Raw genomic sequence first — 25550 nt, 5'->3', positions numbered from 1 at the left:
AGCCGGCGATGTCGGCGAGCGGCGAGAGGGCGAGCGTGAAGACGAAGCTGAGCAGCGCCGTCGTGAGCGGGGTGACGAGCCAGAACCTCACGAGCCGGATCACGAGCCGGCCGTCCACCGCTGCGTAGTCCTGGCTCGCCCCGGCGCCGAGGACCGAGGTGGTCACGGTGTGCGTGGTCGAGAGGGGCCAGTGCAGCCCCAGCGCCCCGAAGAACAGCATGGAGCTCGTGACGAGCTGCGAGACGAACCCGCGCAGGGGGTCCACCCGCACGAGGCGGTGGCTCAGCGTGTAGGTGATGCGCCAGCCGCCCGCGAGGGTCCCGAGGCCGAGCGCCGCGGCCGTGAACGCGATGGTCCACGGGGGGATGTCCGAGAAGTCGACGGCGGCGCCGAGCGTGGCGAGCATGAGGATCGAGATGACGCGCTGGCCGTCCTGCAGCCCGTGCCCGAACGCGACGATCGCGGCGCCCACGGACTGCGCGGCCCGGAGCCCCGCGTGCGCCTTGCTGGGCTGCGAGTAGCGGACCATCCACGTCACGAGCGGCGTGAGGAAGAAGGAGACGCCGAACGCGAGCAGCGGCGAGAGGACCAGCGGCAGGGCGACCACTGCCCAGAAGACGCTGTTCAGGGCCCCGATGCCCGCGTGGCCCAGGATCGAGGCGGCCCAGCTCGCGCCGATGAGGCCGCCCACGAGCGCGTGCGTGGACGAGGACGGGTAGCCCCGCCACCAGCCGAACACGCCCCACAGGATCGCGGCCAGGAGCGTGCCCACCAGCATCGTCATGCCCCCGCCGCCGTGCGGGGTCTGGATGAACGAATCGCCGAAGTACGTCAGGAGCCACGCGCTCGAGACCGCGCCGACCACGTTGAAGACCGCGGCAAGCACGACGGCGATGCTCGGCGTGAGCGCGCGGGTGCGGACGGTGAGGGCCACCGCGGAGGAGGTGTCGCGGAAGCCGTTGAGGAACCCGAAGACGGCCGCGAGCACGACCACGGTGCCGACGAGAGCGACGGCCACCTCAGGATTCCTTGACGATGATCCGGCCCACCTGCGTCGCGACCGCCTGGAACGCGTGCGTCGCGGCGAGGAGCGCGCGGGCCGCCTCGACGTTGCGGGCGAACGCGGTGATGGAGAGGTCGCGCAGGGCGGCCGAGCTCCAGACCCGGTACGTGTGCTCGGCGCGCTTGGAGAGCCGGATCATGTCGATCCAGTAGTCCTCGAGGTCCTCGAGGTGGGACAGCGAGCGCATGGCGGTGGTGCTCAGCTCCGCCTGCCGGTTGATGATCTCCAGCAGGTCCGAGGCCTCCGAGGGGAGCCGGTCGATCGCGTGGAGCTGGATCAGCTCGCCGACGGCCACAATCTGCCCCATCGCCGCGGCGAGGCCCTCGGAGAGGACCAGGAGGTCCTCGCGCGGGAGCGGATTCACGAAGCTCGTGCGCAGCTGCGTCAGGAGGGTGCGGGAGAGCTCGGTGGTGCGGGTGTCGATCCCGATGAGGTCGTCCACGAGCTGCTCGTAGTCCTGCCGCCGGGCGCCGAACATCTCCGAGAGCGCCTGCACGCCGAGCACCGACTGCTGTGCCATCGCGGCGAGGAGCTCGAGGCCAGCGGTCTCCTGCGGAAAGAGCCTGAACTTCATGAATCTCCGTGCACGGGAACCGTACCTGCGCGTCAGGCGGCCGCTGTCCCCGTGCGGAAGCCTTCGTGCCGGCGGACTGCCGGCACCGGCATCTTACGTGAGACGGGTGAACGCCCGCGGAGGCGGGCGTTCACCCTGGTGAGAAGCTAAGGCGCCGAACCGGGACCGCCTCTCGGCGGAAGGCCGCTCGAAGCGGCTGAGTGTTGGAGCCCGGGGGTGCCGCGGTCCGACGCCACCTTCAGTGTTCTACGGCCGTTGGGGGAGAGTCAACCTTGACGGATCGGCGACGGCGGGTCTAGCGGGGCTTAGTCGAGCTGCCCGCGGCGCCACGCGTTGGCCGAGGCCTCGAGGTCCTCGGCGGTCTTGACGAGCTGGTGCGCGCTCTTGGTGAGCTTGGTCGCATGCTGCGTGCTGGCCCATTCGGCGCTGTCCGCGATGGTCGCCTGGCCCAGCGCCACGACGCGGCAGAACGCGGCCGAGCGCTCCAGCGCGACGTCGAAGTCGCCGTCGAACGCGCCGGAGAGGATCGCGTCCGCCATGGCGGTGAGCTCGTCCGCGCCGGGGGGCTCCGCCACGCCGGCGACCACGTGCGAGACCTGGGCCGTGTCCTTGCCGGCCTTGAAGTACACGGAGATGCGCTCGGGGTCGCGCTTGGTGGCGGCGCGGAGGGCGTAGAGGCGCCAGAGGGCACCCGGGAGCGACCGGGCGGGGCTCTCGGACCACATCTCCGCGATCGACTCGAGCCCCTGCTCGTCGGCGAGGCGCACGAGCCGACGGGTGATCTCCGGGTCGTCGCTCTCGCGGCCCCGGCGGACCAGGGCCTGGGCCGCGAGGTGCGCGGCCTCCGAGACCCGGGCCGGATCGGCGCCCCCGGCGAAGGGCTCGAAGTCGATCGGCGCGAACGGCTTCGGCTTGTGGGGGCGGACGGGTCCCGATCCGCCGGACGCTGCGTTCTCGCTCATGCCCGTACCTCCTTCAAAGCGCTGCCCGGATTCATGCCCGCTACGGTACTCCTCTGCCCGGCGCGGCGCATGGGACGCGGAGCGGTGGGGCCGGAAGCCGGGCCCGCTCAGGCACGCACGACGGCGGCCGGCTGGCCTGCGCTAGAGTGGACCCGTCCGGCGCGTGCCGGGCGCGGGCCTCTAGCTCAGTTGGTAGAGCAGCGGACTTTTAATCCGCGGGTCGTGGGTTCGAGGCCCACGGGGCCCACACGTGAAGGGCTGGCCGCTGAAGGGGCTTACAGGCTCGCGAGGCCGAGGCATCCGACGGCGAAGGCCACCACCCAGCCGGCCAGGACCTGCTTGGGGAACCTGGGTCCCCACTCCACGAAGAGCAGGCCGAGCAGGGCGCCGTCGAGCGCGGCGATGTACGCGGAGACGCTGATCACGATCTCACGCATGGTCCTGATCACTGACCCAGTGGGTGCTGTCTGCCATGGTGGCTCCCTGTCCGCGGCGGACCGGGCGGCGTCGGCCCTGCTGAACAGGGTAGATCCGAATGCGCGCGCTCAGAAGGGCTCGCGCTGCCCGAGACGCCCAGGCCGCGAGGGGGTGTGCAGCCTGGGCGTCCCAGCGCGACAACGGCTTCCGCATCACTCCCCAGCAATGGCGGCATGCCGCGCTTGCTCGACGGTAGCAGGAGGCGGCGGTGAACGTGAAGTCTCCGTGACGCATCCTGTGAAGTCCACGTGCCCTGTAGTGACATCAGCTATACCGTTTGAGTCATCTACCGCTGGGTACGGAAACCCGCATGCCTACCGCACTGCTCGTGATCGACATGGAGAACGCCTTCTTCGAGGACCCTGCGCTCAACGAGCAGCGCGAGCGGATCGTCACGGCGTGCAACCGCCTCATCGCCGCAGCCCGCGAGTCCCGGGCGCCAGCGCTGATCGTGCGCACGGAACACGAACGGGACCGTTCCACCTGGACCCTGTCGATGCTCGACGACGACCAGGGCTTCGCGTTCCGCGGCACCGAACAGGCCCAGTCGCTCCCCGAGCTCGACACGGCGGGGCTCCCCGAGCTGGTCAAGCGCCGCGACAGTGCCTTCGTGGGCACCGACCTGCTCGCCCGTCTGAGCGCGTGGGGCGCGGACACCATCCTCCTCTCCGGCGTGTCCTCCCACCTCTGCCTCGCCCAGACCGCCGCCGATGCGTTCGCGCACAACATCAGGGCCGCCTTCGCCGCCGAGGCCATGGGCGCGGATGTGCCGGACCAGGCCGACGCCATGCTCGACGTCGTGCTCGCCGCCTACCGCCAGAGGAAGCTGTCCCAGGGCGAGGCCATCGCGCTGCTCGCCGGCGACCGCGCCCCGCTGGGGTGACCGGCCGCCGTCGTGCGGGGTTTGATCTGCCAGGGCCGGCAACTAGGTGCGCGCCTATGCGCGCGTCTGGTGCCACGCCTCGGGATTGACGGGGTGGGGCGGGAGCTCGCCCTTGGCCATGGCGATGGCATTGAGGGCGCTGAGGCGGGCCATCTCGTTGCGGACGGGCACCGTGGCGCTGCCCACGTGGGGCAGGAGGACGGTGTTGGGGAGCTCGGCGAGGCCGGGGGCGAGGCGGGGCTCGTCCTCGTAGACGTCGAGGCCTGCCCCGCCGATCGTGCCCTCGCGGAGCGCTGCGACGAGGGCCTGCTCGTCGACGATGGGGCCGCGGGCGGTGTTGACCAGGATGGCTTCGGGCTTCATCCGGGCCAGCACGTCGGCGTCGACGAGGTGGCGGGTCTGCTCGTTCAGTGGCACGTGGAGCGAGAGGAAGTCGCTGCGCTGCACGAGCTCCGCCCAGGGGACCTGCCGGACCCGGCCGGCGAACTCGCCCAGCTCCTCGTCGCTCACGTGCCGCTCCGCGGGCGGCCGCGGTGAGAAGAGGACCTCCATGCCGAAGCCGAGGGCTCGGCGGGCCGTGGCCCGGGCGATGCGTCCGAAGCCTGCGAGCCCCAAGACCTGACTGGAGACGTCCCGCCCGAGCATGAGCTCCGGAGCCCATCCGTGGAAGCGGCCGTCGCGGACCATGCTGTCGGCTTCAATGACGCGCCGGGCGGTGCCGAGGATGAGGAGCATCGCGACGTCGGCGGTCGCATCCGTCAGGACGCCCGGGGTGTTGCCGACCAGGATCCCGCGGGAGGTCGCGGCGGGGACGTCGATGTTGTTGTAGCCGACCGCGAAGTTCGAGACCCCGCGGACCTGCGCGCGGGCCAGGAGCGCGGCGTCGACCGGGTCGCCGAGCTGGGTGAGCACGACGTCGTACTCGCCCGAGGCGCACAGGTCTGCCAGGGCGGCGGGGTCGGGCGGCTCCGGGAGGACCGCCACCTCCCCGGCGGCCCTGAGCAGCTCGAGGCCGAGGGCGGGGATGGGCGCGGTGACGAGGAATCGGCTCATGCGGCCATTCTGGCCGATCACGGGAGGGAGTGTTGACGGCCCCGGGGGCGGGCGTGAGCATGGGGGATCGACAACCACTGGGAGGACCATGGCACCCCCGCTGAACCCCACCCCGGCGCGGGTCACCGCGCACCCGGCCTTCGCCGTCGGGCCCGTGCGCCGCGAGACGTTCGGGACGTTCGTCGAGCACCTCGGCCGCTGCGTCTACACCGGCATCTACGAGCCCGGGCACCCCACCGCGGACGACGACGGCTGGCGGGGCGACGTCCTGGGCCTCACCCGGGAGCTGGGCGTGAGCACGGTCCGCTACCCGGGCGGGAACTTCGTCTCGGGGTACCGGTGGGAGGACGGGATCGGGCCCAAGGACGAGCGCCCCGTCCGGCTCGACCTCGCCTGGCACTCGACCGAGACCAACCAGGTGGGCCTGGACGACTTCGTGCAGTGGTGCGGCAGGGCGGGCGTCGAGCCCATGATGGCCGTCAACCTCGGCACCCGCGGCGTGCAGGAGGCACTCGACGTCCTCGAGTACTGCAACCACCCGGGCGGGACGGCCCTGTCAGACCTCCGCCGGAGGAACGGAGCCGAGGAGCCGCACGGCATCTCCTTCTGGTGCCTCGGGAACGAGATGGACGGGCCGTGGCAGATCGGACACAAGACCCCGACCGAGTACGGACGCCTCGCCGCGGAGACCGCCCGCGCCATGCGGATGGCCGGAGGGGACGCGCTCCGGCTCGTCGCGTGCGGCAGCTCCGGGCCCACGATGGACACCTTCGGCGAGTGGGAGCGCGCCGTCCTCATGGAGGCCTACGAGTTCGTGGACTACATCTCCGCGCACCAGTACGTCGAGAACAGGGGAAGCCTTGAGGACCACCTCGCTGCGGGCCACCTCATGGACCGCTTCATCCGCGAGATCGTGGCCCATGTCGACCACGTCAGGAGTGTGCTCAGGTCTGCCAGGGAGGTCCACATCTCCTTCGACGAGTGGAACGTGTGGCACATGTCCTCCCGGCGCACCCCGGTGCCTTCCGGCAGCGACTGGCCCGAGGCGCCCGAGCTCACCGAGGACCTGTACACCGTGGCCGACGCCGTGGTGGTCGGGGACCTGCTCATCACCCTCCTGAGGCACACCGACCGCGTCCACGCGGCCTCGCTGGCCCAGCTGGTCAACGTCATCGCCCCGATCATGACCGCCCCCGGCGGGCCGGCGTGGAAGCAGACCATCTTCCACCCGTTCGCCCTCACCTCAGCCCACGCCCGAGGCGAGGTGCTCCAGCTCGCCGTCGACTCGCCGTCGTACACCTCCCCGCAGCACGGCCTCGTGCCGGCGCTCTCCGCCGTCGCGACGCACGACGCCGACTCAGGCTCCGTGACACTGTTCGCCGTCAACCGGGCCAGCGACACCGCGCTGCCCCTCGAGGCGGATGTGAGCGCGTTCGAGGGGAAACGGCTGGTGGAGGCGCTCGTGTTCGCGAGCGACGATCCGCTGTGGTGCGCAACCCAAGAGGACTCGTCCTCGGTCCTTCCCGGCCCCCTCGAGGGCGCGGTTCTCGAGGACGGGCGCCTCACCGCCGTCCTGCCGCCGGTGAGCTGGGCGATGCTCCGGCTCGGGTAGCCGCGAGAGAGGCGTCAGCGCTCCAGGCGGAAGCCGAACTTGAGGGTGACCTGCCAGTCGGCAACCCCGCCGTCGTCGAGATGCCCGCGGATGGACTGGACCTCGAACCAGTCGAGGTTCCGGACCGTCTGGCCTGCGGCCGCGATCCCGTTCCTGATCGCTTCATCGATGCTGTTCGGGCTCGTGCCGACGATCTCGGAGACGCTGTAGGTGTGCCCTGACATGGGTTCCTCCTTGCCGGTCGGGGGCCTCTGCTGGCCCCGCGGGTGCTGGCAGACTATCCCCGTGACCAGTGCTTGGCCAGAGTCCGCGGCCCGGGTGGTGGACAACGTGGTGAGGCGGCTGCGAGCCGCCGGATGCGTCTTCGCCGAGGACGAGGCGAGGCTCCTGGTCGAGGCATGCCGGGACACTGGCCGTCTCGAGGGACTCGTGGCGCGCCGGGTGGCCGGGGAGCCGCTCGAGCAGCTGCTCGGCTGGGCGGACTTCGCCGGCCGGCGCATCGCCGTCGGGCCCGGCGTGTTCGTCCCGCGGCGGCGCAGCGAGCTGCTCGTCCGTCTCGCGGTGGCCCACCTCCATGCCTCCCGTCTGGGGGTCACCTCCTGGGGGTCACCTCCCGCGGGTGCCGCGCACGACGCCGGCCGGCCGCCCGCCGTCGTCGTCGACCTCTGCTGCGGGTCGGGCGCGATCGGGGTTGCGATCGCCGCTGCGCTCGCCGACGGTGCCGCCCTCGAGCTCCACGCGGCGGACGTGGACCCGACTGCGGTGGAGTACGCGCGGCGGAACGTGGCGCCGTGGGGCGGGGCGGTGCACCTCGGGGACCTGTTCGAGGCCCTGCCCGCCTCGCTGCGGGGACGGGTCCAGGTCCTGACAGCCAACGCCCCCTACGTGCCCACCGCGTCCATCCCGTTCATGCCCGCCGAAGCGCGCGAGCACGAGCCGCTCCTGGCGCTGGACGGAGGAAGCGACGGACTCGACTTCCACCGCAGCATCGCCTCGGCGGCGCCGCAGTGGCTCGCGGACGGCGGCCTGCTCGTGATCGAGGTGAGCCGGAGGCAGGCGGAGACGGCGGCGAGGCTGTTCGCCAGCCACGGGCTGGCCCCCCGCATCGAATCGGACGAGGACCTCGACGCCGTCGCAGTGGTGGGGACGGCCGGCCGTTGACCGCCACCGCTCCCCGCGGATCTCGTGTAGATGGGGCCGGAATGGGCAGGGGTGATGTCATGGACGCTTCGCTGCAGGCCAGCACCCAGGGTTCGACCGTAGAGGAGTGGACGAGGGCTCTCGCCGAGTCCACCGGCGCGCCCGGCGGCGGGGCGGGGACGGGGGTGATGCTCGCCGTGGCCGCCTCCCTGACGTCGATGGTGGCCGGGTACACCGACAGGGAGGACGGGTGCGACGAGGTCGGGGCCATCCGTGCGCGGGCGCAGGCCCTCCGGCGGGAGGCCCTCGCCCTGGCCGACGACGACGCTGCCGCGTCCCAGGCCTTCGGAGCGGCGTTCCGGCTGGACCCGGGTCCCGAACGGGACCGGACCGTCCACGCCGCCTCCCTCGACGCGGCCGCGTCGTCGGCCGTGCTGGGCGAGCGGGCTGCGGGGTCCATCGACGACCTCGCATGGCTGGCCGCCCACGGCAACCCGGCGCTGGTGGCCGATGTGGTCGTCGCGTTCGGCGCGCTGCGCGCCGCCATCGCCGGTGCCCGCGCCAACGTCAGCTTCGACCTGGCCTCGCTCCGTTCGGCGGGCCGCACTCTGGAGGAGATCCGGGAAGAGCATCCCGACCTCTGGTCGACCGTCACGAGGCTCGACGACGCGCTGGCGCGCATCGACGCGCTCGCCGCCGAAATCGACCACAGGGCGGCCCCCACCGACGCCGTCTGAAGCACGGCGCCGGCGGGGCCGGGTCCCGCAGGGGTCAGATGGCCTTTCCGGGGTTCAGGATGCCGGTCGGGTCGAACGCGGCCTTGATGGCGCCCTGGAGGGAGCGCGAGATCTCCCCGACCTCCTCCTCGACCCACTGCCGCTTCAGAAGTCCGACTCCGTGTTCGCCGGTGAGCGTGCCGCCCAGGCCCTGGGCGAGGTGGAACATGTCGCCCAGGGCCTCCTTCGCGGGCCCCTCCGTGATCGAGGTGTCCGGGTCCACCACGATCATGGGGTGGAGATTCCCGTCTGCGGCGTGGGCGACGCTGAAGATCGGCACCCCGGTGCGGGCGGAGATCTCCTCGAGCCCGGTGAAGGCCTCGGCGAGCCTGTTGCGGGGAACGGCGATGTCCCCGATGGAGACGCGCCCCAGCTTTTCGAGGGACGGGATGGCGTCGCGGCGGGCCTTGACGAGGGCCTCAGCCTCCTCGGCGCTGCCGGCGCGGTGCACCGAGGACGCGTAGGGCTCGATAGCCCGGGCGATCTCGTCGAGCTCGAGGTGGGCTCCGTAGCCGTCGGTCTGGGCGAGGAGGAATGCGCCGCCGAGCTCGCGGTGGTGCGTGCCCTCGGCGCGGTCGACGGCGCCGAGGGTGGGACCGTCCATGAGCTCGAGGATGGAGGGCTGGATGCGCGCAGCAGTGATGGCCGACGCCGCCAGGCCGGCCGCTTCGATGTCGTCGAAGTAGGCCGCGAGCGTTTCGGTGCGGATCGGGCGGGGCCGGAGCCGCAGCGTCGCCTCGACCACGATCCCCAGCGTCCCCTCGGAGCCGATGAACAGGGCGTTCAGGTCGTATCCGGTGACGCCCTTGATCGTGCGGCGTCCGGTGCGCACGACCCGCCCGTCTGCGAGCACTACGGTCAGGCCAAGAACGGATTCCCGGGTGACGCCGTACTTCGCGCACCACATTCCGCCCGCATTGGTCGCGATGTTGCCGCCGATCGAGCAGATGGCGGTGCTCGCCGGGTCCGGGGCGTAGAAGAGCCCGTGCTCGGCGGCCGCGGCGTTGACCTCGGCGTTGAGCACGCCGGGCTGGACGACGGCGATCATCTCCACCGGGTCGATCTCGAGGATGCGGTCCATGCCGGAGACGTCGACGACGATCTGTCCCGCGTGCGCGCTCGCACCTGCGGCAAGACCGGTGCCGGCGCCGCGCGGCACCACCGGCACGTTGTGGGCGTGGGCGAGGCGGAGCGCCTCGATCACGTCGTCCGCGCTCTCCGCACGCACGACGCCGTCGGGCAGCGTCGCGGGCACGTAGCCGGAGCGGTCGGTCGCCACTGCGGCACGGGCCTGCGGGTCCGAGGTGGCCCGGGGATGGGCGGCGAGGACGGCGGCAGTTGCCGAACTGGCGGTGGCTTCGGCCGTGGGGTACTCGGTCTGAAGGGGCATCGTGTGGCTTTCGGTGTCGTGTCGATCAGGGGTGGAGGCAGGGCCCGCCATGGTCACGGGACCATCCAGGAGAGGACGTTGGTCTGCAGGACGACGAGCAGGGTCAGGAGGACGAGCAGGCCGATGCTCCAGCCGAGGAGCCGGCGGAACAGCGTGCTCTCGGAGCCGTCGAGGCCGACTGCGGCCGCAGCGACGGCCAGGTTCTGCAGGGAGAGCATCTTGCCCAGGACGCCCGCGGAGGAGTTGGACGCGGCCATCAGCACGGGCGAGAGGCCGGCGTGGGATGCGGCGGTCACCTGAAGCTGGCCGAAGAGCGAGTTCGCCGAGGTGTCGGAGCCCGTGAGGGCGACGCCGATCCAGCCGAGGACGGGGGAGAGCAGGGCGAAGATCCCGCCCGCCGAGGCCAGCGCCACGCCGAGGGTTCCCGTCTCGCCGGAGAGGTTCATGACGAAGGACAGGGCCAGGACGGAGGAGACGGTGAGGATGGTCCACCGCAGCATCGTGAGCGTCTCGCCGTAGATCCTCACGCCCGCACGGAAGGGGATCCGGTAGAGGGCCAGGGTGATGAGCCCGGAGATGAGGAGCAGCGTTCCCGTCGCCTTGAGGTGGTCGAAGCGCATGGTCTGCGACGAGACCGGCTTGCCGTTCGGGCCGACGACATCCAGGCCGGGCCAGCGGAACGAGAAGCCGCCCGCGTCCGTCAGCCAGGACTTGACGACCGGGATCTGGGAGAGCGAGAAGACCGCGATGATCACCAGATAGGGCGCAACCGCCATCCAGATCTCCCGAGGCGAAGGACGGGCGGCCGCGCCGTCGCCCCCCGCCGAGCCGGCCCCCGGCACCGCCGGTCCGCGCGTCGCGAGGTGCGTGGCGCCGTCGTGCGCCCCGGTGCCCGCCGCCGACTGGGTGCCGGCCGCGTGGCTCGTGAGGGCGGCGACCTCGGCCGCCCCGTCGGCCGGGACCTCGGGTCCGTCGTCGATCGCGACGGTGGCCGGCTTCCACACGCGGAGCAGGACGAGGACGGCGCCGATCGCCGCGATGCTCGCCGTGACGTCCGTGAGCTCGACGGTGAAGTAGTTCGACGTGAGGAACTGGACGACGGCGAACACCACGCCGCCGACGACGGCTGCGGGCCAGGTCTGGCGGACGCCGCGCTTGCCGTCGACGATGAAGACGAGGAGGAGCGGGACGATGAGGGCCAGGAACGGCGTCTGCCGGCCGGCCATCGCGGAGACGGTGGCGAGCGGGATGCCGGTGACGCCGCTTAGGGCGATGACGGGCGAGCCCATCGCGCCGAACGCGACCGGTGCCGTGTTGGCGAGGAGGGAGACGGTCGCGGACTTGAGCGGCTTCATCCCGGCCGCCATCAGCATGGCCGAGGTGATGGCCACGGGCGCGCCGAAGCCGGCCAGTGCTTCGAGGAGCGCCCCGAAGCAGAACGCGATGAGGATGACCAGGATGCGGAGGTCGCTCGAGATGGACCGGATGGTGGTGCCTAGGACCTCGAACCACCGGGTGGCGGTGGTCAGTTTGTAGACCCAGAGGGCATTGATGAGGATCCAGAGGATGGGGAAGAAGCCGTAGAAGACGCCGGCGGCGGTCGCGCTCAGGGTCTGCTCGACGGGCATCTGCCAGACGACGACGGCGAGGACCATGGAGAGCGCCAGGCTCGAGACGGCGGCCTTCCATGCCTTCGTCCGGAAGATGCCGAGCAGGACGAACAGGAGGATCAGGGGGAGGGCCGCGAGCAGGGCGGCGACGGCGAGCGAACCCCCCAGAGGATCGACTATCTGGTGGAACGTGGTCACAGAGACTCCTTTGTCTGCGATGGGAGCGGCTACCGGAGGCGGAAATGAGATCTCGCGATGCGGAATAACCTGCTGGGAGTCTAGGTGTGACTGCGGTCACCGTCAATGGTCAGTCCACACACTCGATGCGGTTCATGCAAGGGGGTGCCTGTGGTCCGACCTCCCATTGACGAGTGGCGGCCGTCTCAGTAGAGTCTCTTGCTATTCGACAAACTAGTTCCGCATAGCGGAAGCGAAGAAGGGTTGGAAGCATGCGCGACCGCGTGGAGACGCACGGGCTGAGTGTGGCCGAGGAGCTTTACGCCTTCGTCCGGGACGAAGCACTCCCGGGCACGGGGATCGACGAGGAGTCCTTCTGGTCGGGGGCAGCCGCCCTCGTCGGCGAGTTCTCTCCGAAGGTGCGCGATCTGCTGGGGATTCGGGACCGGATGCAGGAGCAGATCGACGAGTTCCACCGCACCGCGGGTGCGGGGCCCGTCGATCCGGGTGGATATGAGGCCTTCCTGCGCTCGATCGGCTACATCGTCGACGAGCCCGCGGACTTCGCCATCTCGACCGACCGTGTCGACCCCGAGATCGCGAGCGTGTCGGGGCCGCAGCTTGTGGTGCCGCTGCTCAACGCCCGCTTCGCGGCCAACGCGGCCAACGCGCGCTGGGGGTCTCTCTACGACGCGCTGTACGGGACGGACGTCATCGACGAGGCGGAGGGGCGCGAGCGCACCCGCGGCTACAACCCCGTCCGTGGCGCCGCCGTCGTGGCCCGCGGCCGGCAGTTCCTCGACGAGAACGTGCCGCTGGAGAACGGCTCGCACGCAGACGTGACGGCATACCGGGTGGTCGACGGCGGGCTGGTCGCCGAGGCCCCGGCCGGCGCCGTCCGCCTGCGCGAGCCGTCCCAGTTCGCCGGCTACCGGGGCGCTGCCTCCGAGCCGGAGGCGGTGCTGCTGGCGCACCACGGGCTGCACGTGGAGATCCAGATCGACCGTGACCACCGCATCGGCTCGTGGGACGCCGCCGGCGTGAAGGACATCGTGCTCGAGTCCGCGGTCACCACGATCATGGACCTCGAGGACTCCGTCGCCGCCGTCGACGCGGCCGACAAGGTGGTGGGCTACCGCAACTGGCTCCAGCTCATGCAGGGCACGCTGACCGCCGAGGTGGAGAAGGGCGGCAGCACGCACCTCCGCCGGCTCAACCCCGACCGCGCCTACACTGCACCCGACGGCGCCGAGCTGACGCTGCCGGGCCGCTCCCTCCTGCTCATCCGCCAGGTGGGCCACCTCATGACCAGCGACGCCGTCCTCGACGCCGACGGGAACCCGGTCCCCGAGGAGATCCTCGACGCGCTGTTCACGGGCCTCGGCTCGGTGCATGACCTGCGCGGCGAGCGTGCCGGGGGCAACTCCCGGACCGGCTCCGTGTACGTCGTCAAGCCCAAGATGCACGGACCGCAGGAGGTCGCCGTGGCCTGCGCCCTGCTCGCCGGAGCCGAATCCGTCTTGGGCCTGGAGCCGCTGACGATCAAGATCGGCATCATGGACGAGGAGCGCCGCACCTCCGCCAACCTCAAGGCCTGCATCTTCGAGGCCCGCGAGCGGGTGGTGTTCATCAACACCGGGTTCCTGGACCGCACGGGCGACGAGATCCACACCTCGATGCTCGCCGGGCCCATGGTCCGCAAGGCGGACATGCGCTCGACCGCATGGATCAAGGCCTACGAGGACGCGAACGTGGACATCGGGCTCGAGTGCGGGTTCCGCGGCCGGGCGCAGATCGGCAAGGGCATGTGGGCGGCTCCGGACAACCTCGCGGACATGCTCGCCCAGAAGGGCGGCCACCCGCTCGCCGGTGCCAACTGCGCCTGGGTCCCCTCGCCCACCGCGGCTACGCTCCACGCGATCCACTACCACCAGGTCGACGTGGACGCACGGCAGGCCGAGCTCGGCGGGGGCCGGCGGTCGACGCTGCAGCAGCTGCTGACCATTCCGACCGGGGACCCGGGGGAGTGGGACGCCGAGGCCCGGCGCAACGAGCTGGACAACAACGTCCAGAGCACGCTCGGCTATGTCGTGCGCTGGGTGAACGCCGGCGTCGGCTGCTCCAAGGTCCCGGACATCCACGGCACGGCGCTGATGGAGGACCGGGCCACCTGCCGCATCAGCTCCCAGCACGTCTCCAACTGGCTCCTGCACGGCGTCATCACCGAGCAGGAGGTGGAGGACTCGCTCCGTCGCATGGCCGTGGTGGTCGACGAGCAGAACGCCGAGGACCCCGACTACCTGCCGATGGCGCCCTCGTTCGACACTGAGGCATTCCTGGCCGCCCGCGAACTCCTGCTCGAGGGAGCCTCGCAGCCTGCCGGCTACACCGAACCGATCCTCCACCGCCGCCGCGCGGCCGAGAAGGCCAGCCACGACCTGACCAGGAGCGCCTCATGAGCCTGAACCTCGACACTGCGCAGGCCATCGTCGCGGAGGCCTTCGCCGTCCGCCTCGAGCGCGGATTCAAGCCCCTGACGGTCGTCGTCCTGGATGCAGGCGGGCACCTGGTGGCCGCCGCGCGCCAGGACGGCGCCTCGAACAACCGCTTCGAGATCGCCCAGGGCAAGGCCTACGGTGCGCTCGCCCTCGGGATGGGCTCCCGAGCCCTGATGGAGCGCGCCGAGCAGCAGCCGTACTTCATCGCCTCGGCAACGGCCGTCCTCGGGGGCCGGCTCGTCCCCGTTCCGGGCGGCGTGCTCGTGCTGGGCGACGACGGTTCGGTCCAGGGCGCCGTGGGCATCAGCGGCGAAACCTCCGACAACGACGAGGCAGCGGCCTCGGCGGCCATCAAGGCCGTGGGTCTCACCGCCCAGGTCGCCTGACCTCTGCGGCGCACCCGCCACGCGGGAGAACCTGCTGGACCGGTCCAGCGGGTTCTCCCGGTCCTGCCGTCGCGCCAGGAGAAGGGCTGGCTCTCCCGTCCGGACGGCGAGTGGCCTGCGCCGGTTCCGGCCTGGGGCGTGGGACCGCAGGGGTTTGGAGGCCAGCTCAACCGCGTCCGCCGCAGCGGGCCTCCCGGGTGCGCCGAGGCGCCGGGCCCGCACTGCGTCGACGGACTTCACAGCCTCGCCTTCCCCTCGAGGCTCGCGGCCGTGACGACGAGGCTGACCTCGACGACCGCGCCGTCGGGCAGGCTCGCGACGCCGACGGCAGCGCGCGCGGGCCGTCCGCGCTCGCCGAACGCCGCGACGAGTTCCTCGGAGGCGGCGTCCATGACCTGGGGATGGTCGCCGAAGGCGGGACCCGCGGCCACGTAGCCCGTCATCTGCACGACCCTGTCGACGGCCCCGAGGCCGTCGAGGTGGCCGGCGAGGCTCGCCATGCAGTTCTGGACTGCCAGTCTGGCGCAGGCCCGTGCATCCTCAATGGTGGGGCAGCCGTCAGAACCGACCGGACCTCGAAAGTCCAGGACTCCCCTCACGGCATGGGTATGGCCGGCTGTGAAGAGGAAGGGCCCGACCTGGGTGACCGGTACGTACAGGCCCCCAGGCTCGGGGGTCGGCGGTAGGGACTGCTCGTAGGCCACGAGCCTCGCGCGCTCGGAATCGATAGGGCGCGCTCCGTGGTGCATGCTCATACTCATCTCCTTCACGAGCGATTATTGTTGACGATCAGACATTATGGGAAGATGAAGTGTGATCAGCGCAACAGAATTTGACCCGGCCGGTCCGGGGGTCCCCCGCATCATCGGGGTCGTGAGCCCCTACGACATGGCACTCGACCGAGAGCTGTGGCGGTGGATGCCTTCCGAAGTCACCCTTGCCTTTGCCCGGACGCCTTTCCACCCGCTCGTCGTCGACGCGACCATGGCCTCTGCGATCGGCGACGACGAGGAGGTCCGCGCGACCGCACGCTGCCTCAGCGCCGTCGCGCCGGAAGCTGCGCTCTACGCCTGCACGTCGGGCAGCTTCGTCAATGGCCTCGAGGGCGCCCGGAAGATCTCGATGGCGATCCGTGACGAGGTGGACGCTCCCGCCGTGACCACGTCCGAGGCGCTCCTCGAGGCGCTCGAGCTCCTGGGTATCGGGAAGCTGTCGATCGCTACGCCCTACGTCCCTGAGCTCACTGAGCGCCTTGTGGACTTCCTCGCGGAGGACGGGCGTGCTGTGACCGGCTGTGCGGGCCTCGGGCTCGACAAGCTCATCTGGCATGTTCCCTACGGGAAGACGGCAGACCTTGTCCGCAGCGCCGACTCGGACGACGCCGAGGCCGTCTTCGTCGCATGCACGAACCTGCCCACGTTCGACGTCATCGCCCCGCTCGAGCGCGAGCTCGGCAAGCCCGTGCTCACCGCCAACCAGGTCACAGCCTGGGCGGGGCTGCGGAGGCTCGGTCTGCCCCTGCCGGGCGATGCGAGGCTCGCCGAGGCCAGCCGGTCGGTGACCGCGTGAGGCACTGAGCCGGGGGCCGGTGCCGGCCAGCTCCCGTACGCACGACGACGGCGGGCGCCTCCGCGAAGGGGCTGCCCGCCGTCGTGCCCGGGCTGGGAGAGGTCTGTCAGTGCGCCTCGAGCAGGGTCCCGAGGCCGCGCGCGGCCGCGGGGTGCCCGGCGAGCCGGAGGCCCTGCCAGGCGGTGACCTGGTTGGCGGTGAGGACCGGGAGGCCGAGCGCCTCCTCGAGCTGGGGCAGGACGGCCATGGTGTGCAGGGCCGTGTCCGGGATCAGGAGGGCCTCGGCTCCCGTGAGGTCTGCCGCGCGGGCGGTCTCGAGCACCCAGTCCGGGCCGAGGAGACCAGCGTCCTCGCCGCTCGGCACGTCGTAGGTGGAGAGGGCGGTCACCGTGATCCCGCCGCGCCGCAGGAATTCGACGAAATGGGCGGCGACGTCCTCTGGGTACGTCGCCGCGACCGAGACGCGGGAGAGCCCGAGGTGCTTCACTGCGTGCGCGAACGCGAGCGAGGTCGAGGATGCGGGCGCGCCGCTCGCGTCGGCCACCCAGCCGGCCTGCTCGTGGCACCCGTCCCAGCCGTAGACGAAGCTGCCCGAGGTGCAGGCCCACATCACGCTGTCCGCACCGGCCTGCGCCGCCTCCTTGGCGGGCGGCTCGAGCAGGTCCCGCGCTCCGAGCCTCAGGAGGGCGTCGACGTCGTGGTCGGTGCTGCCCTCCCAGGTGTGGATCACGGGAAACCGTGCGTCCGGAATGAGGCCTTCGAGCAGGGTGAACTCGTCTTCTGCGCTGTGGCCGGGGTAGAGGATGGCAACGGTGCTCATCGATTCCTCCGAGGGGTTGATGTCTGTCCCGAAAAGTCTACAGTTGGATTGTAGACAATTGAAGAGGCCGGGCCAACGCGTTCGGCGTACACATGAAGGGAACGGGACGATGGCCCGCTACATCAGGATCACTCTCGAGAAGCGCGGCGTGTCCGCGCGCGCCCGCCTCCTCGACGACGAGGCGCCGCGTACGGCCGAGGCCGTGTGGCAGGCTCTGCCCCTCAAGGGCGACGTCTTCCACGGGAAGTTTGCCCGCAACGAGGTCTATACCCTCGTGGAGCCTTTCGCGGCCCAGGAGCCGGGCGCAGAGAACCAGACCATCACCCCCATCCCGGGCGACCTCTGCTACTTCACCTTCGAGGGAGTGCTGAACAACCCGGCCTACGGGTACGAGACCTCGGCGGGGACGAACGAGACCCGCATGCTCATCGATCTCGCCTACTTCTACGGCCGCAACAACCTCCTGCTCAACGGCGATGTCGGGTGGGTTCCGGGCAACGTCTTCGGCACGGTCGTCGAGGGCCTCGACGCGCTGGCCGCGGCGAGCCAGGACATCTGGATGGGCGGCGCGCGCGGCGAAAGCCTCGTGATCGAGCGCGACGGCGAGGACTGACGGCCCGTCGGCCCGATGCCCTAAGGCCGAGGGGCGGGACTGCTTGCTAGCAGTCCCGCCCCATGACGTTGGCGCTGTCGCTTGGTGCGCTGTCCGTCGGTCCTCGCTGTCGCTGGTGCCCGCGGGCTCATCCCCTGCGCGCGTACCCCAGGTCCTTGTCGACCACGTTGGCCAGATCCCGGCCGGCCAGCCACGCGTGGAGGTTGTCCTCGAACTGGTCGGCGAGAGTGTCCCGCCAGCCGACGACGTCCCCGCTCATGTGGGCCGAGACGTGGACGTTCGGCATGTTCCAGAACGGGTGCCCGGCCGAGAGCGGCTCCTCGGTGAACACGTCCAGCGATGCGGCGGCGATCTGGCCGGCCTGCAGTGCCTCGATGAGGGCGGGCTCGTCCACGAGGGGCCCGCGGCCCACGTTGACGAGGTGCGCGCTCGGCTTCATCGCCGCGAGGACCTCCGCGTTGAGCATGCCGCGGGTCTGGTCCGTGAGCGGTGCGATGAGCACGAGGTGGTCCGCCCAGCCAGCGTGCTCTGGCAGATCCGCGGCGGCGACGATCCTGCCGAAGTCGGGGTCGTCGTCGTGTGCCGCACGGCCGGCGCCACGGACCTCGAGGCCCGCGGCGCGCAGGAGGCGGCCCGTGGCGCGCCCGATGCCGCCGGTCCCGACGACGAGCGCACGCTGGCCGGCCGTGCGCCGCACCTCGCGGTGGCGCCACACGTGCTCGCGCTGGAGGCCCTTGCTCTCATGCAGGAGCTTGTCGTGGGCGAGGATCGAGGCCAGGACGAACTCGGCGATCGGCTGGTCGAAGGCACCACGCGCGTTCGTGATGACCACGTCGGACTCACGGAGCCCGTCGAACAGGAGCGTGTCGACGCCCGCGGCGGCTACGTGGATCCACCGGAGCGAGTCTGCGTGCTCCCATGCATCGCGCAGCGCCGTGGAGAAGAAGTCCCAGACGAACAGGATCTCGGCGCCCGGCAGCGCGCCGGCAAGCGACTCGGCGTCCGCCCAGACGACGTCCGCCTGGGCCTCGAGGGACGTGGTGTTGTACGGGCGCGCGGTCCTCGCGGATGTCAGGATGACGGCTTTGGGCCGCCGCGTGGGCTCTGTTGTCTGGTTCACATCCACCACGATACGCCGCATGATTATTGTTGACAATCATGCGATTAGCATCACAGAATGGAACGCATGACGACTCTCAGCCCCATCCTCAAGCAGGCAACCCCGGTCGTCGTGGACCACGCCCGCGGCAGCTGGATCCACGGCACCGACGGCCAGGACTACCTCGACTTCACGACCGGCATCGGCGTGACCAGCACGGGCCACTGCCACCCCCGCGTGGTCGAGGCCGCGCGTGAGCAGGTCGGCAAGATCATCCACGCCCAGTACACGACCGTCATGCACCAGCCCCTCCTGCAGCTCACCGAGATGCTCGGCGAGGTCCTGCCGGCCGGCCTGGACTCGGTCTTCTACGCGAACTCGGGCTCCGAAGCCGTCGAGGCCGCCATCCGCCTCGCACGCATGGCCACGGGGCGGCCCAACATCGTGGTCTTCCAGGGCGGGTTCCACGGCCGCACCGTCGCGGCCGCCTCGCTCACAACCGCTGGCACTCGCTTCTCCGCAGGCTTCTCCCCGCTTATGTCGGGCGTCCACATGGCACCGTTCCCCTACGCCTACCGCTACGGCTGGGACCAGGCGACCGCGGTCGAGTTCGCGCTCAGGGAGCTCGACTACCTCTTCCAGACCCGCACGTCCCCCGCGGACACGGCCGCGTTCCTCATCGAACCTGTCCTCGGCGACGGCGGCTACCTCCCCACGCCGCCCGCATTCCTGGAGGGGCTCCGCGAGCGCGCCGACCGCCACGGCATCCAGCTGATCTTCGACGAGGTCCAGGCCGGCGTCGGCCGCACGGGCAGGTTCTGGGGCCATGAGCACTCGGCGGCCACGCCGGACATCATCATCACCGCCAAGGGCATCGCCTCCGGCTTCCCCATCTCCGCGATCGCGGCGCCCTCGGCGACCATGGCCAAGGCCTGGCCCGGCTCACAGGGCGGCACCTATGGCGGCAACGCCGTCTCGGCGGCCGCCGCAGTCGCGACGCTGGAGGTGATCCAGGAGGAGGGCCTCGTCGAGAACTCGCGCGTGCGCGGCGACCAGCTGCAGGCCGGGCTCAAGGAGATCCAGGCACGCTTCCCGGCCATAGGCAACGTGCGCGGCCTTGGCCTCATGCAGGGCATCGAGTTCACTGCGTCGGATGGCACCCCGGATCCCACGACGGCTGCAGCCGTCCAGCAGGCCACAACAGGGCAGGGCCTCCTCACGCTCACGTGCGGACCCGCGGGCAATGTCGTGCGGCTCATCCCCGCGCTCGTCGTCACGGAGGAGGAGATCGCACTGGGCCTCGAGCGCTTCGAGGCGGCCCTCGCCGTCGTCACGGGCGCCGTGCCCGCTGCCGCCGCCGTCTGACAGAACTCCGAACGAAGAGGACCCGCATGCTAGACACCAGCACTCAGGCGGAGGATCTCCTCCGTCGGCTCGAGGACGCCGGCGTGGCTGCGGACGCATCGCCCCGGCGGCGGGCCGAGTACTCCTATGACGCCTCGAACTACCGCGTCGAGCCGCTCGCGGTCGTCTTCCCACGAACCGTCGACGAGGTCGTGGGCGCCGTCGCCGCGTGCCGCGACACCGGTACCCCGCTCATCGCGCGGGGTGCCGGAACCTCGATGGCGGGCAACGCCGTCGGCCCCGGGCTCGTCCTCGACCTGTCCCGGCACATGGACCGCATCCTCGGCATCGATGAGGGTGCGGGGACGGTCGACGTCGAGCCAGGCGTCGTGCTCGCGACGCTCTCCCGCGAGGTCGAGAGGGCCACGGGGGGACGCAGGACGTTCGCGCCTGACCCGTCGTCGAAGAACCGCGCGACGGTGGGCGGCGCCATCGGCAACGACGCGTGCGGCAACCACTCCGTCCGCTACGGGCGCACCTCAGACCATGTCGCCGAGATCGACGTCGTGACCTCGGACGGCGCGCGCCTGACCGCGACGGAGACCGCCCTGCGGGCCACGGATCCGTACGACGCCGGGTCCGCGGCCCGCGCCGCCGAGCTCACCGCGTCCCTCACCGCTCTCGCACGCGAGAACCTGGGCGCCTTCCGGCTCGAGCTCGGGCGCATCCCGCGGCAGGTCTCGGGGTATCACCTTCAGAACCTCCTGCCGGAGCAGGGCTTCAACGTGGCCCGTGCCCTCGTCGGCTCGGAGGGAACGTGGGCCGTCGTCGTGGGCGCGCGCATGAAGCTCGTGCCGAAGCCTGCCAGCGCGCTCCTCGTGTGCCTCGGGTACGACGACGTCGTGGACGCCGCGCGGGACATCCCGACCATCCTCGAGTTCTCCCCGGCCGCGGTCGAGGGCACGGACGAGGCCATCGTCGCCACGATGCGCCACCGCCGCGGCCCGGACTCGGTCCTCGGCCTGCCCGCGGGCCGCGCCTGGCTCTTCGTGGACCTCGACGGCGACGACCCGGCCGAGGTGCGCGCGGAGGCGGACCGGCTGCTGGCCCGCCTGGCAGAGAACGGCCGGCTCGTCGCCGGGCAGCCGGTGCCCGACCCGGCGGCCCGCGCCTCCCTGTGGCGCGTCCGCGAGGACGGCGCCGGGCTCTCCTCGCGGCTCGCCTCGGGCGGGGAGTCGTGGCCGGGGTGGGAGGACTCCGCCGTCGCGCCCGAGAAGCTCGCCGACTACCTCGCCGACCTGCGCGTGCTCCTTGCCGAGCACGGGCTCACCGGGGTCATGTACGGGCACTTCGGCGCCGGCTGCATGCACATCCGCATCACCTACGACCTTCGCAGCGAGGAGGGCCGCGAGGTCTTCCGGGCGTTCACCCGCGCCGCCGCTGAACTCGTGGTCCGCCATGGCGGCTCGCTCTCGGGCGAGCACGGCGACGGGCGCGCGCGCTCGGAGCTCCTCCCGCTCATGTACTCGCGCGAGGTCATGGCCGCGTTCGCCGAATCCCGGCGGATCTGGGATCCCGCCGGCATCCTCAACCCCGGGTCCATGACGGATCCCGATCCCCTCGATGCGAACCTCGCCCTTGCCGGCGTGCCCGAGCGAGAGTGGCGCACGAGCTTCGACCTGCGCCCCGCAGGCACGGCCTCGCTGACGGATCCGTGGACGCACGCCGTCCAGGGCTGCATCGGCGTGGGCCGGTGCCGCGCCGACAGCGGCGGCGTGATGTGCCCCAGCTACCGCGCCACCCGGGACGAGAAGGACTCGACCCGCGGACGCTCCCGGGTCCTCCAGGACATGGTCCGCGGGGCGCGCACGGTCGAGGAGGGCTGGCGCTCCGAGGAGGTACGCGAGGCGCTCGACCTGTGCCTGGCGTGCAAGGCCTGCTCGACCGACTGCCCCGCGGGGGTGGACATGGCCAGCTACAAGTCCGAGTTCTTCGACCACTACTACCGCGGTCGGATCCGCCCGCTCTCGCACTTCTCCTTGGGCTGGCTCCCGCGCTGGCTCAAGCTCACCGGGCGCATGCCGGGCCTCGTCAACGCGGTCCTCGCCACGCCGCTCGGCAAGCTCGCCTCGGCCGCCGGGGGCCTCACCACCAAGCGCACGCTCCCGCGGTTCGCAGGGGCGGTCGAGTGGCGGCGCGAGGTCGCTGAGGCCGGCGCCCGGGCAGCCGGCTCGCGGAGTGCCCAGGGGCCCGGAGCCGGTCCGGTCGAGGGCGGGGCCGAGGACGAGGTCGTCCTCTTCGTCGACACGTTCACGCGCGGCTTCCGCCCCGAGGTGGCGGGCGCCGCGGCGCGCGTCCTCGCGGACGCGGGCGCCGCCGTCGCGTGCTCGGCCGAGGCCTGCTGCGGGCTCACGTGGATCTCCACAGGCCAGCTCGGCACCGCGCGACGGCTCCTATCCCGCGCTGCCGAGGCGCTCGACGACGGCACGGACCGCCCGATCGTCGTGGTCGAGCCCAGCTGCGCGGCGGCCTTGCGCAAGGACCTGCCGGAGCTCGTGCACACGGACCAGGCCAAGCGCGTCGCGGCACGTGTGCGCAGCTTCGCCTCACACATTGCCGGCCGGATCGACGAAGGCTGGCAGCCTGCCCCCGCCCGGCCGGTGCCCGAGCAGGCCGTCCTGCAGACGCACTGCCACGAGTACTCCGTCTTCGGCTCGGCGCCGCAGCGCAGTGCCCTGACCGCCGCTGGCGTGCACGAGGTCCTCGACGCGGGCGGGTGCTGCGGCGTCGCCGGCAACTTCGGCTTCGAGGCGCAGCACTACGACGTGAGCATGAAGGTCGCCGAGAACGGCATCGCCCCCGCGCTGCGGGCAGCGGGCCAGGGCGCCGTCGTGCTGACGGACGGCTTCTCCTGCGCGCGCCAGGTCGACCAGGTCGACCCGGAGCGGACCGGCCTGCACCTGGCCCAGGTGCTCGACCCCGGCCCAGCGCCATCCCGGCGCCCCCACGCGGCGGTTCCCCACACCACTCACACGACAGAGTTCCCCCTTCAGGAAGCAGAGGAAGTCCCATGACCACGAACGTCACCGAATCCGCCACGTCCGCCGCGGCGCGCGAGGCGATCGCCACGATCAGCACCGGCATCTTCATCGACGGCGTGTGGGGCGAGGCCGCTTCGGGCGCGCGCTTCGACGTCGTCAACCCGGCAACGGAGGAGGTCATCGCGACCGTCGCCGACGGCGGCCCCGAGGATGCCCGCCGCGCGATCGAGACCGCCGGCCGCGTGCAGAAGGAGTGGGCCAAGACCTCGCCGCGTGAGCGCAGCGAGATCCTGCGCCGTGCCTACGAGCTCATCATGGCCCGTCAGGACCAGCTCGCGCTCGTCATGACCGCGGAGATGGGCAAGCCGCTGGCCGAGGCCAAGGGCGAAGTCGCCTACGCGGCCGAGTTCTTCCGCTGGTTCTCCGAGGAGGCCGTGCGGATCGGCGGCGACCTGACCACGACCGGCGACGGGAAGAACCGCATCCTCGTCTCCCGCGAGCCGGTGGGCCCGTGCGTCCTCGTCACGCCGTGGAACTTCCCGCTCGCGATGGGCACGCGCAAGATCGGCCCCGCGATCGCGGCAGGCTGCACCATGGTGTTCAAGCCCGCCAACCTCACCCCGCTCTCCTCGCTTGCGCTCGTGGACATCCTCGTCGAGGCCGGGCTCCCGGCAGGCGTCCTCAACGTCGTGTGCACCACCAAGGCCTCGGACGTGGTCTCGCCGTGGATGTCGAGCGGGATCGCCCGCAAGGTCAGCTTCACGGGCTCGACCGCCGTCGGCGTGCGCCTCCTCGAGCAGGCCTCCCAGCACGTCATGCGCTCCTCGATGGAGCTCGGCGGCAACGCGCCGTTCATCGTGTTCGAGGACGCGGACCTCGACCGGGCCGTCGAGGGCGCGGTCGCCGCGAAGATGCGCAACATGGGCGAGGCGTGCACGGCCGCCAACCGCCTGTTCGTCCAGCGATCTGTCGCTGACGAGTTCGCCCGCCGGCTCGCCGCCCGCCTCGGCGCGCTCACGGTGGGCGACGGCGTCGAGCCGGGTACCGACGTCGGCCCCCTTGTCGAGGAGAAGGCGCTGCGGAAGGTCCAGGAGCTCGTCGACGATGCCGTGGCGAAGGGCGCCACGGTGGTGTGCGGAGGCAGCCGCCCCGAGGGCGTCGGGTACTTCTACTCGCCGACCGTGCTCGCGGACGTCTCGGCGGACGCGGACCTCATGAACGAGGAGATCTTCGGCCCCGTGGCCCCTGTGGTCCCCTTCGACACCGAGGAGGAGGTCGTGCGCATCGCCAACGACACGCCGTGGGGCCTCGTCGGCTACCTCTTCACTCAGGACGTGGACCGCGGCTTCCGTGTCGGGGACGCCCTCGAGGTCGGCATGGTCGGGCTCAACACGGGCATCGTCTCGAACCCGGCGGCGCCGTTCGGCGGCGTCAAGGCCTCCGGTCTGGGGCGCGAGGGCGGCCGCGTGGGCATCGAGGAGTTCCTCGAGTACAAGTACATGGCGGTTCCGCGCGTCTGACGCGCGTCCGCCAAGAGGGGGAAACACAACAGGGAAGGCTCCCGACGGAATCCGTCGGGAGCCTTCCCTGTGCCGCCTTCCCTGCGCTGGGGGTGTGCTGCGGCGCGGTGGGCGCGGGCGGCATCCGTCAGGCGGGCTCGAGCCGCGCGACGGCGTCGTCCATGTGCTCGACGAGCAGCCGGTCCGCCTCGGCGGGGTTGCCGTCGCGGATCGCCTGGGCAATCGCGAGGTGCTCCTCGTAGCGGATGCTGTGCGAGGAGTAGCGGTCCTCGAGCGCGGTGATGCACATGCGCGTCTCGACCATGAGCGTGTTGTGCATGCGGGAGAGCCGCGGGCTTTTGGCGAGCGAGACGAGCAGGGCGTGGAACTCGACGTCCGCTTCGGTGAGCGCATCGGCGTCGTCCGCCTCCGCCGCCGCACGCATGGTGTCGCTCACGGCAAGGAGGCGGTCGCCCCCGCCGGCGGCGTCGAGCTGGATGACCCGCGCGGCGGCGGCGCGCTCGACTGCGGTGCGGGCGAGGTACATGTCCCGCACGTCGTCGTTGGTGACCTCGATGACGAAGACGCCGCGGTTGCGGATGCTGATGAGGAGGCCCTCCTGAGTGAGCCGCTGCATGGCCTCGCGGAGCGGTCCCCGGCTGACGCCGAGATGGCGGCTCAGCTCGGCCTCGTTGAGCTGGTCGCCCGGCGCGAGTTCGCCTTGGCCGATCGCCCGACGCAGCTGGCGCGCAATCAGGGCAGGAGTGGTCTCCTGAACGACCGGCTGGAGCAATTGGGACATACTCTCTCCTCGCATGGTGGAGCCCCCTCGAGGGAGCGATTGTAGACAATCATAACAGCCGACCCAATTCGAGCACAGAGGGTGACAGGGCTCACAGACAGGAGTATTGTTGTCGACAATCCTACAGACGTACCTGCCGGATCATGCCCGGCGCGGGGAGGA

Annotated in this window: 23 protein-coding genes and 1 tRNA gene; 12 read left to right on the top strand and 12 right to left on the bottom strand. The window is 71.3% G+C overall.

Annotated features, from left to right (window positions below):
* From ABD298_RS11500 to ABD298_RS11490, 3 genes are all read right to left on the bottom strand, one after another.
* A partial coding sequence (locus ABD298_RS11500) for an inorganic phosphate transporter (RefSeq protein ID WP_344299852.1) occupies positions 1-1018 on the bottom strand: 1018 nt, incomplete at its 3' end.
* A 1-nt stretch (position 1019) separates the two neighbouring features.
* Positions 1020-1637 carry a nuclease PIN gene (locus ABD298_RS11495; protein WP_344299851.1) on the bottom strand — a complete coding sequence of 206 codons (618 nt, stop codon included), beginning with the start codon at positions 1635-1637 and terminating at the stop codon, positions 1020-1022.
* A gap of 305 nt (positions 1638-1942) precedes the next feature.
* Positions 1943-2599, bottom strand: coding sequence for a hypothetical protein (locus tag ABD298_RS11490; protein ID WP_344299849.1), 657 nt, complete (start codon positions 2597-2599; stop codon positions 1943-1945).
* Positions 2600-2773: 174 nt separating this feature from the next.
* On the opposite strand from ABD298_RS11490, the gene ABD298_RS11485 reads away from it, so the two are divergent.
* Positions 2774-2846: transfer RNA gene (locus ABD298_RS11485), tRNA-Lys, on the top strand.
* A 28-nt stretch (positions 2847-2874) separates the two neighbouring features.
* Here the strand turns inward: ABD298_RS11485 and ABD298_RS11480 are convergent.
* Positions 2875-3036, bottom strand: coding sequence for a hypothetical protein (locus ABD298_RS11480; RefSeq protein WP_344299848.1), 162 nt, complete (start codon positions 3034-3036; stop codon positions 2875-2877).
* A 350-nt stretch (positions 3037-3386) separates the two neighbouring features.
* Between ABD298_RS11480 and ABD298_RS11475 the strand changes: the two genes are divergently transcribed.
* On the top strand, positions 3387-3959 hold the full coding sequence (locus tag ABD298_RS11475; RefSeq protein WP_344299847.1) for a cysteine hydrolase family protein: 573 nt from the start codon (positions 3387-3389) through the stop codon (positions 3957-3959).
* A gap of 54 nt (positions 3960-4013) precedes the next feature.
* Here ABD298_RS11475 and ABD298_RS11470 read toward each other — a convergent pair whose 3' ends face one another.
* Positions 4014-5012 carry a 2-hydroxyacid dehydrogenase gene (locus ABD298_RS11470; RefSeq protein ID WP_344299846.1) on the bottom strand — a complete coding sequence of 333 codons (999 nt, stop codon included), beginning with the start codon at positions 5010-5012 and terminating at the stop codon, positions 4014-4016.
* A gap of 88 nt (positions 5013-5100) precedes the next feature.
* On the opposite strand from ABD298_RS11470, the gene arfA reads away from it, so the two are divergent.
* Positions 5101-6624 carry an arabinosylfuranosidase ArfA gene (gene arfA, locus ABD298_RS11465; RefSeq protein ID WP_344299845.1) on the top strand — a complete coding sequence of 508 codons (1524 nt, stop codon included), beginning with the start codon at positions 5101-5103 and terminating at the stop codon, positions 6622-6624.
* Positions 6625-6638: 14 nt separating this feature from the next.
* On the opposite strand, the gene ABD298_RS11460 is transcribed toward arfA, so the two are convergent.
* Positions 6639-6848 (bottom strand): dodecin, encoded by a 210-nt coding sequence (locus ABD298_RS11460; RefSeq protein ID WP_344299844.1) that lies wholly within the window; start codon positions 6846-6848, stop codon positions 6639-6641.
* A 61-nt stretch (positions 6849-6909) separates the two neighbouring features.
* On the opposite strand from ABD298_RS11460, the gene ABD298_RS11455 reads away from it, so the two are divergent.
* Together ABD298_RS11455 and ABD298_RS11450 are read left to right on the top strand one after the other, a co-directional pair.
* Positions 6910-7785 carry a putative protein N(5)-glutamine methyltransferase gene (locus ABD298_RS11455; protein WP_344299843.1) on the top strand — a complete coding sequence of 292 codons (876 nt, stop codon included), beginning with the start codon at positions 6910-6912 and terminating at the stop codon, positions 7783-7785.
* Between the two features lie 59 nt (positions 7786-7844).
* The gene (locus ABD298_RS11450) at positions 7845-8501 is read left to right on the top strand and encodes a cyclodeaminase/cyclohydrolase family protein (protein ID WP_344299842.1); all 657 of its coding nucleotides are present in this window, start codon (positions 7845-7847) and stop codon (positions 8499-8501) included.
* A 34-nt stretch (positions 8502-8535) separates the two neighbouring features.
* Here the strand turns inward: ABD298_RS11450 and ABD298_RS11445 are convergent, their stop codons facing one another.
* Together ABD298_RS11445 and ABD298_RS11440 are read right to left on the bottom strand one after the other, a co-directional pair.
* Entirely contained in the window at positions 8536-9930 is a 1395-nt protein-coding gene (locus tag ABD298_RS11445; RefSeq protein ID WP_344299841.1) for an FAD-binding oxidoreductase, read from the bottom strand.
* 53 nt (positions 9931-9983) lie between these two features.
* A complete protein-coding gene (locus tag ABD298_RS11440) occupies positions 9984-11738 on the bottom strand; it encodes an L-lactate permease (RefSeq protein ID WP_344299839.1) in 1755 nt (584 codons plus the stop codon).
* 251 nt (positions 11739-11989) lie between these two features.
* On the opposite strand from ABD298_RS11440, the gene ABD298_RS11435 reads away from it, so the two are divergent.
* A complete protein-coding gene (locus tag ABD298_RS11435) occupies positions 11990-14176 on the top strand; it encodes a malate synthase G (protein ID WP_344299838.1) in 2187 nt (728 codons plus the stop codon).
* The gene (locus ABD298_RS11430) at positions 14173-14601 is read left to right on the top strand and encodes a GlcG/HbpS family heme-binding protein (protein WP_344299836.1); all 429 of its coding nucleotides are present in this window, start codon (positions 14173-14175) and stop codon (positions 14599-14601) included. The genes ABD298_RS11435 and ABD298_RS11430 overlap by 4 nt, the downstream gene beginning before the upstream one ends.
* Positions 14602-14837: 236 nt before the next feature.
* On the opposite strand, the gene ABD298_RS11425 is transcribed toward ABD298_RS11430, so the two are convergent.
* Entirely contained in the window at positions 14838-15356 is a 519-nt protein-coding gene (locus tag ABD298_RS11425) for a RidA family protein (RefSeq protein WP_344299835.1), read from the bottom strand.
* 118 nt (positions 15357-15474) lie between these two features.
* On the opposite strand from ABD298_RS11425, the gene ABD298_RS11420 reads away from it, so the two are divergent.
* The gene (locus ABD298_RS11420) at positions 15475-16170 is read left to right on the top strand and encodes a maleate cis-trans isomerase family protein (protein ID WP_344299834.1); all 696 of its coding nucleotides are present in this window, start codon (positions 15475-15477) and stop codon (positions 16168-16170) included.
* A 106-nt stretch (positions 16171-16276) separates the two neighbouring features.
* Here the strand turns inward: ABD298_RS11420 and ABD298_RS11415 are convergent, their stop codons facing one another.
* Complete coding sequence (locus ABD298_RS11415; RefSeq protein ID WP_344299833.1) at positions 16277-16990, bottom strand: maleate cis-trans isomerase family protein; 714 nt, start codon at positions 16988-16990, stop codon at positions 16277-16279.
* A gap of 109 nt (positions 16991-17099) precedes the next feature.
* On the opposite strand from ABD298_RS11415, the gene ABD298_RS11410 reads away from it, so the two are divergent.
* A complete protein-coding gene (locus ABD298_RS11410; RefSeq protein ID WP_344299832.1) occupies positions 17100-17603 on the top strand; it encodes a DUF3830 family protein in 504 nt (167 codons plus the stop codon).
* A gap of 127 nt (positions 17604-17730) precedes the next feature.
* On the opposite strand, the gene ABD298_RS11405 is transcribed toward ABD298_RS11410, so the two are convergent.
* A complete protein-coding gene (locus ABD298_RS11405) occupies positions 17731-18744 on the bottom strand; it encodes a D-2-hydroxyacid dehydrogenase (protein WP_425564393.1) in 1014 nt (337 codons plus the stop codon).
* 45 nt (positions 18745-18789) lie between these two features.
* On the opposite strand from ABD298_RS11405, the gene ABD298_RS11400 reads away from it, so the two are divergent.
* Genes ABD298_RS11400 through ABD298_RS11390 form a run of 3 tightly spaced genes read left to right on the top strand, consistent with a single transcriptional unit; the run spans position 18790 to position 24607 of the window.
* Entirely contained in the window at positions 18790-20067 is a 1278-nt protein-coding gene (locus ABD298_RS11400) for an aspartate aminotransferase family protein (protein ID WP_344299831.1), read from the top strand.
* Positions 20068-20093: 26 nt separating this feature from the next.
* Entirely contained in the window at positions 20094-23120 is a 3027-nt protein-coding gene (locus ABD298_RS11395; protein ID WP_344299830.1) for an FAD-binding and (Fe-S)-binding domain-containing protein, read from the top strand.
* Positions 23117-24607: an NAD-dependent succinate-semialdehyde dehydrogenase gene (locus ABD298_RS11390; RefSeq protein ID WP_344299829.1), complete on the top strand. Its 1491-nt coding sequence runs from the start codon at positions 23117-23119 to the stop codon at positions 24605-24607. The genes ABD298_RS11395 and ABD298_RS11390 overlap by 4 nt, the downstream gene beginning before the upstream one ends.
* Before the next feature lie 127 nt (positions 24608-24734).
* Here ABD298_RS11390 and ABD298_RS11385 read toward each other — a convergent pair whose 3' ends face one another.
* A complete protein-coding gene (locus ABD298_RS11385) occupies positions 24735-25388 on the bottom strand; it encodes a GntR family transcriptional regulator (protein WP_344299828.1) in 654 nt (217 codons plus the stop codon).
* Between the last annotated feature and the right edge of the window lie 162 nt (positions 25389-25550).

This window comes from Sinomonas flava (assembly GCF_039531875.1).
Lineage (GTDB): Bacteria > Actinomycetota > Actinomycetes > Actinomycetales > Micrococcaceae > Sinomonas > Sinomonas flava.
The sequence above is the reverse complement of the archived record's forward strand: the minus strand, read 5'-3'. Positions and strand labels throughout refer to the sequence as shown.